The sequence below is a fragment of the Mycobacterium sp. IDUB_5 genome (genome assembly GCF_055419565.1).
Genome location: NZ_JBVAXX010000005.1, coordinates 119,365 through 133,365, shown reverse-complemented (window position 1 = coordinate 133,365; position 14,001 = coordinate 119,365). Strand labels below are relative to the sequence as shown.

The following is a 14,001-nucleotide window of genomic DNA, read 5'->3' as shown; positions in this document are numbered from 1 at the left end:
CACTCAATTCAATCGTTCCGAGAGCCTGGCCAGCAATTCGTCTTCGGCCAGGTCGTCGTAGGCGTCCTCGTTGGTCGCGTCACCGTCCCCGATGGGGTCAGCATCAGGGCTGCCGGCGACCTCGTCGTCGTTACCGGCGGTCCCGATTATCTCAGGCAACACCGACGCCAGATAATCGGTGAGTGCCTCGATGGTCGGATAGTCGAAGACGACCGACGCGGGTAGGACCTCCCCCAGGCTTTCGCTCAGCGAGCGCTGCAACGTTACGCTCATCAGCGAATCCATGCCGAATTGGAAGAAGCCGACCGTGGGGTCCAGCGTGTGGGCCGAGGCCAGGCCCATCGCAGCAGCCACCTGGCCCAAGACGTGGTCGGCCAGCAAATCCCTGCGGTGCTCGGCAGGCGCGTCGCGCAGCGCCGCCCGAAACGCCGTGTCACCGGTCGCCGTGGATCCTGCCTCGCCGGCTTCGTCGTTGCTGGCCAGCAGATCGTCGAGGATGTGCAGCTGCGCGCGGGTGTGGTACGCCGCGGCCAGGCGAGGCCAGTCGGCGGCGACCACCGTCGCCCGGGCGGGTGCGCTGGGCCCGGTGAACAGCTGCAGCGCCGAGATCGCGATGTCGTCGGGCATCGGCTCGAGCCCGGACTCCGCGGTGGCCTGCTTTTCGAAGCCGGTCTGCACATCGGCCAGCGACTTCCACAGGCCCCAGTTGATCGCGCAGGCCGGCAGCCCCGCGGCGCGGCGGGCGAACGCGAACGTGTCGAGGTAGGTCGTCGTCGCGGCATAGTGGGCCAGCCAGCGGGAGCCCAGCACACCCGAGATCGACGAGAACAGCACGAACTGGTCGACGGGCTGGTCCAGCGACAGCGCGTCCAGCAGCGCGACCGCGTCCATCTTCGAGCGGAACATCGCGACGACGTCGTCGCGGGTCATGTCCGCCAGTGTCACCGGCCCGCCGCTCATCGCGGCGAGATAGACCCCGCCCAGCGGGGGAAGGTCGGCGCCGAAACGGTCGAACAGCGCGCGCAGCGCCGTCTCGTCAGCGGCGTCGGCGGCCGCGGTGACGACTGTCGTTCCCGTCGCCGCCAGCCGCGCGATCAGGTCGTCGAGCCGGTTGCCCGGGTTACGGGACACGGCGACAACGGTTTTCGCGCCCATTGCGGCGAGCTCTTCGATCAGGCGGGGTCCGATGTTGCCGGTCGCGCCGATCACCAGGTGCGCCTTGTCGGGATCCAGCCTGGTGGCCTCCGGCGCGGTGGGCAGCTGATGCACCAGCCGTGCCACCCGGCGCGCACCTGCCCGGTAGACCACCTGGTCCTCACCGTCGCCGGCGTGCGCCTCGGCGAGCACCCAGCGGGCGGTCACCCGAGCTGGTACCGACGCGTCGACGTCGATCAGGCCGCCCCAGATCTCGGGATGTTCCAGGGCCAGCGTGCGGCCGAGTCCCCAGAGCACCGCCTGCGCGGGATTAGCGCGATCCCCCTCCTCGACCGGCTGGGCGTTGCGGGTCAACAGGTACACCGCGGGCGGAGTCGGGCTGCCCGCGGCGGCCGCGGCGATCACCCGGCCGGCCTCGAACAGGTCGTAGCCGAGCTCGTCGGAGTCGCTGCCGTCCGGAGCAAAGAGCACGTGGCTGGCGGCGGCCACCGCCTCGGCCAGATCGTCGTCACCGGCAGCCCGGGTGCTGACCGGGGCGCCCAGCAGGCGGGCCATCTGGCCGCCGACGCGGGCGTCGCCCACCACCAACCATCGGCCGTCGGGACTCGGATCAGGTTGCGTGGCAAGCGGTTTCACCGGCCACGTCAGCGCGCAGAACCACTCCGCGGGCACGGTGCTGTCGGCGGGCAGCGCGCCAGGCCGGACCTCGGCGGCGCGCCGCAGCGGCCGCACGTCCACCCAGTGCCTGGTGTGCTGCCACGGGGTGGCGGGCAACACCACGTGCGGCTCGCCGTGATGCGGCGTCTGCGGCGGCCGCGTGGTGTGGGTGGCGTTGAGGTTCGTGTGGAACGTGACGGTGTCGTCCGCGTCACGGGCAAGGGTGCCCAGTGACAGGATGCCGGCCTCCTCTGCCAGGGTCGCGGCGATCGGTTGACCCATCGTGGCGTGGGGGCTGATCTCGACGAAGGTGCCGTGGTCGACGGCCGCGGCGGCGACGGCGCGGCTGAAGCGCACCGGCTGGCGCACGTTGGCCACCCAGTAGTCGGCGTCGAATGTGGGCGGCTGCGCGGGATCGACGACCGTCGACAGGAACTGCAGCGTCGGTGCCGCGGGCGTGATGCCCGAGAGCGCCGCACCGATGTCGGCCAGCACCGGATCCATCAGGGCGGTGTGCGACGCGACGACCATGTTGACGCGACGGGCGAACGCGTTCTGTGCGGCGACGGCGGCGATGACGGCATCGACCTCGTCGGGCAGCCCGGCCACGACCGTCTGGCGCGGCGACAGGTAGCCGGCGATCTCGACGCTCGGGTACGACGTGATGTGCTCGGCGGCGGTGTCCTCGTCGACGGCGAGCAGCGCGACGGCGCCCTGGCCGGCCAGGCGCGCCATGATCGAGGACCGGGCCGCGATCACCGTCAAGCCGTCAGCCAGGCTCAACGCCCCCGCGACCACGGCAGCGGTCACCTCACCCATCGAATGCCCGATCACCGCATCCGGATGCACCCCATACGAGCGCCACAACTCGGTCAACGCCAACTGCAGACCCAGCAGCACCGGCTGCACCTCGGCATCCCCGCTGACCGCACGACCCTCGGCGATCACCTGCTGCAGCGAGAACCCGACCTTGTCCACGAACACCGGCTCGATCTCCGCCACGGCAGCGGCAAACGCCGGCTCATCGGCCAGCAACTGCCGACCCATCCCCGCCCACTGCGAACCCTGCCCCGAATACACGAACACCGTGCCCGGCTTCGGAACGCTGGCGCCCGCGGGGACCACACCGGGTGCCGACTGGCCGGCGGCCAATGCCTGCAAACCGGCGATCGCATCGGTGCGGGTGCGCGCGGCGACCGTCCCGAACGTGGGGTGCTGGGAGCGGTGATGGTTCAGCGCATGCGCGACGTCGCCCAGCGACGCCTCCGCGCCCGCACCGGCCATCCACTCCGCCAACATCCCGGCCTGCGCGGCGACCCGCTGCGGCGCGCGGCCAGAGACCACCAGGGTGGTGACGGCAGCGTCGTCCGGCACGTCGGCAGGCACCGCGACCGGCGGCTGTTCGATGACGACGTGGGCGTTGGTGCCGCCGAAGCCGAACGACGAGATCCCGGCCCGGCGCGGCCGCCCGGCCGGCGCCCACTCGGTGTGCTCGGCGACCACGGCCAGGCGGAGCTTGTCGAACGGGATGTGTGGGTTCGGGTTCTGGTAGCCGCGGTTAGCGGGAATCATGTTGTGCTGCAACGCCAGAACGGCCTTGGCGAAGCCGGCGATACCCGCCGCGGCCTCCAAGTGCCCCAGGTTGGACTTCACCGCACCCAGCAGCAGCGGACGGTCCGCGGGCCGGCCCTTGCCCAGCACTGTGCCCAGCGCGCGCGCCTCGATCGGATCACCGAGCAGCGTGCCGGTGCCATGCGCCTCCACGTAGTCGACCTCGCGCGGGTCCACCCCGGCAGTCGCGTAGGCGGCGCGCAGCACGGCCATCTGAGCCGACGGGTTCGGCGCCATCAACCCGTTGGACCGGCCGTCCTGGTTGACCGCCGAACCGCGGATCACCGCCAGCACCCGGTCGCCGTCGCGCTGCGCATCGGACAGGCGCTTGAGCACCGCCACGCCGCAGCCCTCGCCGCGCACGAACCCGTCGGCGGCCGCGTCGAACGCGTGGCACTGCCCGGTCTTCGACATCGCGTCGGCCTGGTCCAGACTGCGCGTGCCCGCGGGCGACAGCAGCAGGTTCACGCCGGCCGCCAACGCCACGTCCGAATCGCCGGCCCGCAGGCTCTGGCACGCCAGATGGATCGCCACCAACGACGACGAGCACGCCGTGTCGACGGTGACCGACGGGCCGCGGAAATCGAAGAAGTAGGAGATGCGGTTGGCGATGATGCTGATCGACCCGCCGGTGCTGTACCAGGCGTCGATCGCGCTCAGGTCCGCGGCGCCGAGCTGCGCGTAGTCCGCGGCGCTCGCACCGGCGAACACACCGGTGCGGGTCTCGGCCAGGGTGTCGGCGGGAATGCCCGCGTTCTCCAGCGCCTCGTGTGTGACCTCGAGCAGCAGCCGCTGCTGCGGATCCATCCGCATGGCCTCGCGCGGGATCACTTCGAAGAACTCGGCATCGAAGGCGTCGATGTCGCGCAGGTAGGAGCCCCGACGGGTGGTGTTCGCCAGCGCGGCGGCGCCCTCGGCAGTGCCGTCGTCGAACGCCGCCCACCGCTCGGCGGGCACCTCGACCACCGAGGACCGGCCCTCGGTGAGGAAGTCCCAGAACGCGTCCGGGCCCTCGATGTTGCCGTCGGCTTCCTCCCCACCGGGCAGCCGGAGCCCCAGCCCGACGACGGCGATCGGCTCGTCGGTCGAGCCACCCGACCGCACCCCGACTGCATCGTCGACCGGCTCGACCTCGCCGCCGGTGAGGAACTTCGCCAGTGCGTCGACCGTCGGGTACTGCCAGAAGTCCACCGGCGACACCGGCCTGCCCAGGTACTCCGACAGCACGCCGGTCAGCACCACGGCGTCGCGCGAACCCACCCCGAGGTCGTGCATCGAGGCGCCGCGCGCGATGTGCTCAGGACTGCAACCGTTGTTCGTGACCAGGTAGTCGGTCAACCAGCGACGAACAGCAGCCTCGTCGAAAGCAGAGGTCATCTAGTGGCGTCCAACCGGTTGAACTTGTTGTCGCGGTAGAGGTCTGCGCTCATGGCGCGGCGCACCTTGCCGCTGGTGGTCAGCGGCAGCGAGCCCGGCGGCACCAACGCGAAGTCGGCGAGCCGCACGCTGTGGGTCATCGAGATCGCCGAGGTGACCTTCTGCGTGACCGCGTCCAGCTGCGCCGGATCGACCTGCTTCTTCAGCTCGGCGATCACCACCAGCTTCTCGCTGGCCCCGTCGGGCACCGAGATCGCCGCGACCCGGCCGCCGGTGAACTCGGCGACCGTGCCCTCGATGTCGTCGGGGTAGTGATTGCGACCGTCGACGATCAGCAGGTCCTTGATGCGTCCGACGATGTAGAGCTCGTCGTCGAAGATCACGCCGAGATCGCCGGTACGCAGCCACGGCCCCTTCGGGGTGTCGCCGCTCGGGTCGGCGAGTTGGCCGGAGAACAGCTTCTGCGTCAGCTCGGGGTTCTGGTAGTAGCCGCCGGCGACGTGGTCGCCGTGCAACCAGACCTCGCCGATCGTGCCGGCCGGGTTCTCCGTCAGCGTCTCCGGATCGACCACCCGAACCGTCGTCGAGCGGGGTACGCCCAGCCCGATCTGCTCGGTGCCGTCGTCGGCGACCTCGCTGCGCTCGGCCTGTCCCGCGGCCAGCTTCTCGTAGTCGAACCGTACCGACGTCGGGGGGCGGCCACCCGCTGTGGCCACCACGTACACCGTCGCCTCGGCCAGACCGTACGACGGCCGCATCGCGGCGTCGGACAGACCGAACGCGGCGAAGCGTTCGTTGAAGCGGCGCACGGTGGAGCCGTGCACGCGCTCGGCGCCGTTGATCATCACCGCGACGGTGCTCAGATCCTTGCCGGCCATGTCGTCGTCGCTGGTGCGCTTGACGGCGAGCTCGAACGCGAAGTTCGGGGCCGCGGTGAACGCGCTGGGATGGGAGCCGAGCAGCTGCATCCACCGCGACGGCTTCTGCATGAACGAGATCGGGCTCATCAGCGCCGCGGGCGTGCCCAGCATGATCGGGATGAACACACCCACGATCAGCCCCATGTCGTGATAGAAGGGCAGCCACGACACCACCGTGGTGTCCTCTGGCGCACGCCCGTCCGGGTAGGCCTCGTAGTAGTCGGTGAGCAGCTCGGCGACGTTGACCAGCACGTTGCGGTGGCTGACGACCACACCGGCGGGCAGCCGGGTCGACCCCGACGTGTACTGCAGGTAGGCGGTCTTGGGCAGCGCGACGGGCGCGGCCGGACGCAGCGGCGAATCGAAGTCCAGCGTGTCGACCTCGAGGAACTTGGGCGCGCGCTGGCGGTCGAGTTGGCCGTAATGACGGATGTCGTCGACGACGGCCGAGGTGGTCAGCACGGCGACGGGCTGGGAGTCCTTCATCGCGCCGGTGACGCGTTCGTCGTGCTGGCGCAGCTGCGGCATCGTCAGCGGGACCGCGATGAACCCGGCTTCGATCGCGCCGAGGAAACCGATGATGTACTCCAGACCCTGCGGGGCCAGGATCACCGCGCGGTCCCCGGGCGAGCCGAGCGTGGCCAGCTTCGCAGCCACCACACGGACCCGGTGGTGTACCTCGGACCAGGTCAGCGTCTCGGAGATGCCCGCGGGGTCGGCCTCGTAGTCGAAGAACGTGTACGCGTCATCGTCGGGCTGCTGCTGCGCACGGTCGGCGAGGAGCGCGGGAATGGTCGTCACGGTGGGCGCCGTCAGTGCTGGCATCAGTGGTCCTTTCGCAGACATCTCCCGACATGGTCTCGCGCGTCGGGTCGATCCGGGAAATTCGGGGGATTCCGTCGCGTCGGCACGATCGTGCGATCAGTTCGACTCGACGCTGTCGAACAGCGAGTCCAGCAGGCTGTCCTCGTCGTCATCGGCGGCGGCCGTGGCATCGTCGCCACCTGCCTCCGGGTTCAGCTGCTGCGCCAGATAGCCGGCGAAGCTGTCGATCGTCGGGTGGTTGAACAGCATCGTCGCTGACAACTCCAGCCCGACCAAGCGCTCGATCTCCCGGCGGATCGACATCGCCATGACCGAGTTCAGACCCATCTCCGCGAACGGCCGATCGGTGAGCACGTCGCTTTCCGGCAGGCGCAACTCGGTCGCGAGGATGCCGCGCAAGCCGTCGCGCAGCTCGGCGAGCAGCTCGTCACCCTCCAAGGCGGCCCAGTTCCGTGTCGGCGCCGACGGCCGGTGCGCGTCGGCACCGACGGCGGCGGCATCCTGCGCCGAACTCATCGGGGCCATCACGACCTGGTCGATGTCGAACCGCGTGACGTGGTCCCACGCCGTGAACGCCTCGCCCGGTGCGACGGACCGTGAGCCCACCCGCTCCAGCTCGGACACCACGACCTGGGCTTCGCTACCGAAGCCGAGGCCGCGCCACGCGACCCAGTCCAGGCTGACCGTGTTGTCGCCCTGGGCGTGCCGGGCGCGGGCGAGCGCGTCGAGGTATGCGTTGCCCGCGGCGTAGGCGCCCTGGCCGGGGATGCCGAACACCGCGCCCGCGGAGGCGGCCAGGTAGAGGAAGTCCAGCGCCTTCGGCGGGAAGAGGTCAGCGAGCACCTGCGCGCCGGCGATCTTCGGCCACACCGTGCGGTGCACACGCTCGGATTCCAGCTCGGTGAGCAGCTGAGCCTCGGTCATGCCTGCGGCGTGGATGACACCGCGGATCGGCGGTGCGCCGTCGGCGTCACGGCGATCGAGCAGCGCAGCCACCGCGTTACGGTCGGCGATGTCGATCGCGACGGTGTCGACGCTGACCCCACGCAGTTCGAGCGCGCGGATCGCATCGATCTTGTGCCGCAGGTCGGGCTCGGTGACCTCGGCCCACACGCGGCGCGGCGGCAGCGCTGTGCGGCCCGCCAGCACCACGCGGCGTGCACCCCGGTCAGCGAGCCAGTCAGCCATCAGCAGACCCAGCACGCCCATGCCGCCGGTGATCAGGTAGGCGGCATCGGGCCGGCAGTGCAGCGGTTCGCGCACCGGCGCCTCGGTGAGCTCGGCCAGCGTCGGGGTCAGCAGTTGGCCGTCGCGCCACACGGACACCGACTTGACGGGGTCGGCCAGCGCGGTGACCAGCGTCTCGGCGTCGTTCGAGGCGTCGGTGCCGGCCTCGGAGACGTCGATGAGACCGCCCCACAGCTGCGGCTGTTCGGCGCCGATGACGCCGGCCAACCCCCACAGCGGGCTCTGGCGCAGCGCCGATTCGGTGGCGGATTCGAAGACCCCGTGGGTGATGACCCACAGCGTCACGGGGTGGCGCGGCTCCCGGTCGGCGAGCGTGGCGACCAGCTCGCCCACCTCGGTGGTCAGCCGGACTGCGGTCTCTTGGGCAGACGGACCGTCGGAGTCGGCGACGTAGACGACGGTGCGGGCCTCGGTCACCTCAGCCTCGGTCTCGACGGCTGCGCGCAGTGCGGCGGCGAATGTCCCGGAGCCGACGACGGCGACGGAACCGGTGTCGGTGCCCGGCGTATCTGTGGTCCACGGCTGCCAGTCCAACCGGTGGGCGATGCGGCGCGGTTCGGCGGCGGCGGGCGCCGCCTCGTTCACGTCGACCGCGGCATAGCGCACGCCACGCAGGTCGGCGACAACGGTGCCGTCGGCGGATTCGACGGACAGGTCGACGACGAGACCGTCGTCGTCGCGGTTGCGGTAACGGGTCACCACGGTGCCGCGCCCCGCGCTCGCGTCACCGACGATGAACTGCTCGACCGCGGCCGGCACCATCAGACCGGGGGTGGACGCGTCGACGAGGCGGCCCAGGTTGACGGCGGCGTCCAGCGCGGCGGCCAGCGGCGCCCCGGGAGCGTCGGCGAAGGTCACCTCGGTGCGCGCTTCACCGTGCGCCTGCGTGTGTCCGCCGACCGTCCACGGATAGGCCAGGCCCTCGATCCCCCACGCCTGATGTAGTTCGGCCAGCGCGCTGGGGTCATAACCTGCCGAGCCCGACACGTCCGATCCGGCGGGATCGGTGGGTCCGACGGCCTCGCGGCTGATGCGCGAGCTGACGTGCCGGATCCACCGGCGGGCCCCACTGTCGTCGCCGCTGTCGTCACCGGTGGCGGACGATATCGTCACGACGTCGGCGTCGGCGTAGACCTGCACCACCCGCGGCGCGTCGAGGCCGATCGGGAATTCGAAGCGCACGTCGGCGAGCGCCGCGGCGCCCACCCGCTCGGCGGCCAGCGCCAGCGTCTGCAGCAGTACCGACAGCGGCACGATCTCGGTGCCGGCGAACCGGTGCGGATGCGGATACGGTCGCGCCTGCGGCGTCAGCCGGGCCTGCCACAGGTGGCCGGGCTGCGGGCCGGCGACGACGGTGTGGCCACCCAGGACGGTGCCCGGACGCGGCGCGGTCGCCCCCGATGACGTGGGCTTGCGGAGCGCCCAGTGCCGGGTGCGGTGCCACGGCGTCGTCGGCAGTGCGACGCGCGGGCCGCCCTGGTGCGGCGGGTGTTCGGTTTCCGGCGCATGCGTGGTGTGGGTGGCGTTGAGCGTGGTGTGGAACGACACCGTGTCGTCGCCGTCGCGCACCAGCGTGCCCAGTGCGTGATGGTGTCCGGTGGTGAGTGTGTCGGCGACGGCGTAGGTCAGGATCGGGTTGGGGCTGATTTCGACGAACGTGCCGATCTCCTGCGCGGCGGCGGCCACGGCCCGGCTGAAGTGCACAGGCTGGCGCACGTTGGCCACCCAGTAGTCGGCGTCGAGCACGGGATCCTGCTCGTCGACGACGGTCGAGAGGAACGGGATCGACGGCGTGCGCGGCGTGATGGCGGCGAACGCGTCACGCAGATCCGGCAGCACCGGGTCCATCAGCGCGGTGTGGGAGGCGACCTCCATGTTGACGCGGCGCGCGAAGCGGTCCTGCGCGCCGACGGCGGCGATCACCGCGTCGACCTCGTCGGGCAGACCCGCGACGACCGTCTGGCGCGGCGACACCAACCCGGCGACCTCGACGCTCGGATAGTCGGCGACCAGCGTCTCGGCGGCATCGGGATCGAGTTCGACGAGCGCGACGGCGCCCTGGCCGGCCAGGCGCGACATGATCGAGGAGCGGGCCGCGATGACCGTCAAGCCGTCAGCCAGGCTCAACGCCCCCGCGACCACGGCAGCGGTCACCTCACCCATCGAATGCCCGATCACCGCATCCGGATGCACCCCATGAGAGCGCCACAACTCGGTCAACGCCAACTGCAGACCCAGCAGCACCGGCTGCACCTCGGCATCCCCGCTGACCGCACGACCCTCGGCGATCACCTGCTGCAGCGAGAACCCGACCGTGTCCACGAACACCGGCTCGATCTCCGCCACGGCAGCGGCAAACGCCGGCTCATCGGCCAGCAACTGCCGACCCATCCCCGCCCACTGCGAACCCTGCCCCGAATACACGAACACCGTGCCCGGCGTGCAGGCGCCGATGTGCGGGCCGACGACACCGGGCGCCGACTGGCCCGTGGCCAGTGCCTGCAGACCGGCGAGGGCCTGCGCGCGATTGCGGGCGACCACGGTGGCGAACTTGTTGTGGTGCGAGCGGTGATGGTTCAGCGCGTCCGCGACGTCGCCCAGTGACGCCTCCGCGCCCGCACCGGCCATCCAGTCCGCCAGCATCCCGGCCTGCGCGGCGACGCGCTCCGGCGTGCGACCCGTCACGACGAGCGTGGTCACCGCCGGCTCCTGGGCTGGGGCGGGAGCGGCCGCTCGCGGCGCCTCTTCGATGACGACGTGGGCGTTGGTGCCGCCGAAGCCGAACGACGAGATCCCGGCCCGGCGCGGCCGCCCGGCCGGCGCCCACTGGGTGTGCTCCGCGACGACCCGCAGGCGCAGGTTGTCGAACGGGATGTGCGGATTCGGGTTCTGATAGCCGCGGTTAGCCGGAATCGTGTTGTGCTGCAACGCCAGAACGGCCTTGGCGAAGCCGGCGATACCCGCCGCGGCCTCCAGGTGCCCCAGGTTGGACTTCACCGCACCCAGCAGCAGCGGACGGTCCGCGGGCCGGCCGCGGCCGAGCACCGTGCCCAGCGCGCGGGCCTCGATCGGATCACCGAGCAGCGTGCCGGTGCCGTGCGCCTCCACGTAGTCGACATCGCGTGGCTCGACGCCCGCCGCGGCGTAGGCCGACCGCAGCACGGCCATCTGCGCGGCCGGGTTCGGCGCCATCAGACCGTTGGACCTGCCGTCCTGGTTCACCGCAGAGCCGCGGATCACCGCGAGGATGCGGTCGCCGTCGCGCTGGGCGTCGGAGAGGCGCTTGAGCACCGTCACTCCGCAGCCCTCGCCGCGGACGAACCCGTCGGCGGCCGCGTCGAACGCGTGGCACTGCCCGGTCTTCGACATCGCCTCGAGCTGGTCGAAGCTGCGGGTCACGGCTGGCGACAGCACCATGTTGACCCCGGCGGCCAACGCCACGTCCGAATCGCCGGCCCGCAGGCTCTGGCACGCCAGGTGAATCGTCACCAACGACGACGAGCACGCCGTGTCGATCGTCATCGACGGGCCGCGCAGATCGAAGTAGTAGGACACCCGGTTGGCGATGATCGACAGCGCACCGCCGGTGCCCGACCACGAGTCGACATCGCCGAGGTCGGTGGTCGACAGGTAGCCGTACTCCCCCAGGCATGCGGCCGCGAACACGCCGGTCTGGGTGTGCCGGAGGCTGTGGGCCGGGATGCCGGCGTTCTCGAGCGCCTCGTGGGTGACCTCCAGCAGCAGCCGCTGCTGGGGGTCCATCCTGTCGGCCTCGCTCGGAGAGATCTCGAAGAACTCCGCGTCGAACGCGTCGACGTCGCGGAGGAACGACCCCCACCGGGTGGTGCCGGCGAGGGCGGCGGCCGCCTCGGGGGAATCGATCCGGAACGACTCCCAGCGGTCGGCGGGCACCTCGCGTACCGCGGACCGGCCTTCGGTGAGGAACTCCCAGTACTGGTCGGGCCCCTCGAGGTTGCCGTCGGCATCGGAGCCGTTGGGCAGACGTAGGCCGAGCCCGATGACCGCGATCGCGTCGTCGTAGTCGGCTCTGCCACCCTCCCGGGCGGCAGCGACCGCGCCGACGGGAGCCTCGATGGGATCGACCTCGCCGCCGGTGAGGAATTTGGCGAGCGTGTTGATCGTCGGGTACTGCCAGAACTCGACCGGTGACACCGTGCGCCCGAGCAGCTCGGACAGCTCGCCGGTCAGCACGACGGCGTCACTGGACCCGACAGCGAGGTCGTTCAGCGGAGCATCGAGATCGATTTCGTCAGGGCTGCATCCGATGTTGGTGACCAGGTAGTCGACCAACCAGTGCCGGAGTGCATCCTCGTCGAAAGCAGAGGTCATGTAGTGACGTCCAACCGGCTGAACTCGTCGGAGCGGTAGCGGTCCACGCAGGCCGAGCGGCGGATCTTGCCGCTGGTGGTGATCGGGATGGAACCGGGTGCGACGAGGACCAGGTCGGACACACGGACGCTGTGGGTCTTCTTGATCGCCGAGGCGACCTCACGCTTGACGGCCTTGAGCTTGTCGAGCGCCTCGGCTTCCGACGTGCCCTTCTTCTTCAGCTCCACCACGGCGACGAGCTGCTCACTCGTGTCGTCGAGCACCGAGATCGCGGCGACGCGGCCCCCGGTGATCTCCTGGATGGTGGCCTCGATGTCGTCCGGGTAGTGGTTGCGGCCGTCGACGATCAGCATGTCCTTGATGCGGCCGATGATGAACATCTCGCCCTCGCTCATGACGCCGAGGTCACCGGTACGCAGCCAGGGACCGACGGGCGTGCCCTCGGACGGGTTCACCAGCTGGCCGTTGAAGGTGCGCTCGGTCTTGACCGGATCCCGCCAGTAGCCCAGCGCGACCTGTTCGCCGTGAATCCAGATCTCGCCGACCTTGCCGTCGGGATTCTCGACGCACGTCTCCGGGTCGACGATGCGGATGGTCGACGACCGCGGTGCGCCGTAGGTGACGAGCTCGGTGCCCGCTTCGGTGCCGCAGCGTTCCGCGTGGCCGGCGGCCAGCTTCTCGTAGTCGAAGCGCACGGTCGACGGGGTGTGCCCGATCGGAGCCGAGATCACGTACAGAGTGGCTTCGGCGAGACCGTAGGACGGCAGCACCGTCGTCGGGGGCATCCCGAAGGGGGTGAAACGCTCGTTGAAGCGGCGGATGGTGGCCGAGTGGATGCGCTCGCTACCGCTGATGATGCCGAGGACGCCGCTGAAGTCCAGGCCCTCGAGATCGGCATCGGTGGTGCGCCGTACCGACAGTTCGAACGCGAAGTTGGGGGCCGCCGACCACGCGCATGTGTTCAGCCCGAGCTGCTGAATCCAGCGGGCCGGCTTCTGCAGGAACGCGACCGGGCTCATGACGACCGCGGGCCGGCCGTGCAGCCGTCCTCCATTGTCTTCGTCCGGGGTCAGCAGCGAGGCGAAGACGCCCTGGATGAGGCCCATGTCGTGATAGAAGGGCAGCCACGACACGAGCGTGATGTCGCGCGGCGGCACGCCGTTGCGGTGCTCCATGTAGTCGTCGAACACCTGCTTGACGTTCGCGATCACGTTCTGGTGGGTCATGATCACGCCGGCCGGTGCGCGCGTGGAGCCGGAGGTGTACTGCAGGTAGGCGGTCTTGGGCAGCGGACCGACGTTGACCTGGGGGGTCACCGGAGAATCGAGGTCGAGGGCGTCGACCTCGACGACGGCGGGCGGGTTACCGCCGGGCAGATTGCCCACGTAGTTCAGGATCTCCCCGACCACGGCGGAGGTGGTCAGCACGGCGGTGGGCTGGCAGTCGCGCAGGGCACCGTTGACGCGCTCGTCGAGCTGACCCATCGCTGGAACCGGCAGCGGCACCGCGATCATGCCCGCGGCCATCGCGCCGTAGAACGCGACGATGTACTCGAGCCCCTGCGGAGCGAGGATGGCCGCACGATCGCCCTTGCTGCCGTGGCGCAGCAGTTCGGCAGCGACGACCTGAACACGGTGGTGAACCTGCGACCACGTCAGGGTCTCGGCGTAGCCGTTGGGGTCGATGTCGAAGTCGAGAAAGGTGTACGCCGCGTCATCGGGCTGTAGCCGCGCTCGCTCGGCGAGGAGGCCAGGAATGGTCGACTCAAGCAAAGGCATGGCGACGTCCTTTCATCGTTTGATCCTGCGTCCCGGCCCCATTGCCGCGTGGCAAACCGGACGCCAGCTCGTGCCGCGCA

4 protein-coding genes are annotated in these 14,001 nt (G+C 70.5%); all 4 read right to left on the bottom strand.

The annotated features are described in order from the left end of the window. Positions 1–3: 3 nt before the first annotated feature. The 4 genes from ACZY1G_RS17255 to ACZY1G_RS17240 all read right to left on the bottom strand — a co-directional run bounded on the left by ACZY1G_RS17255 (position 4) and on the right by ACZY1G_RS17240 (position 13,921). Positions 4–4,800 (bottom strand): SDR family NAD(P)-dependent oxidoreductase, encoded by a 4,797-nt coding sequence (locus tag ACZY1G_RS17255; RefSeq protein ID WP_463823074.1) that lies wholly within the window; start codon positions 4,798–4,800, stop codon positions 4–6. Then, positions 4,797–6,545: an AMP-binding protein gene (locus tag ACZY1G_RS17250; RefSeq protein ID WP_463816013.1), complete on the bottom strand. Its 1,749-nt coding sequence runs from the start codon at positions 6,543–6,545 to the stop codon at positions 4,797–4,799. The genes ACZY1G_RS17255 and ACZY1G_RS17250 overlap by 4 nt, the downstream gene beginning before the upstream one ends. 96 nt (positions 6,546–6,641) lie before the next feature. Beyond that, positions 6,642–12,143, bottom strand: a complete 5,502-nt coding sequence (locus tag ACZY1G_RS17245) for a type I polyketide synthase (protein ID WP_463823073.1) — start codon at positions 12,141–12,143, stop codon at positions 6,642–6,644. Then, positions 12,140–13,921 carry an AMP-binding protein gene (locus tag ACZY1G_RS17240; protein ID WP_463823072.1) on the bottom strand — a complete coding sequence of 594 codons (1,782 nt, stop codon included), beginning with the start codon at positions 13,919–13,921 and terminating at the stop codon, positions 12,140–12,142. The genes ACZY1G_RS17245 and ACZY1G_RS17240 overlap by 4 nt, the downstream gene beginning before the upstream one ends. Positions 13,922–14,001 lie beyond the last annotated feature (80 nt).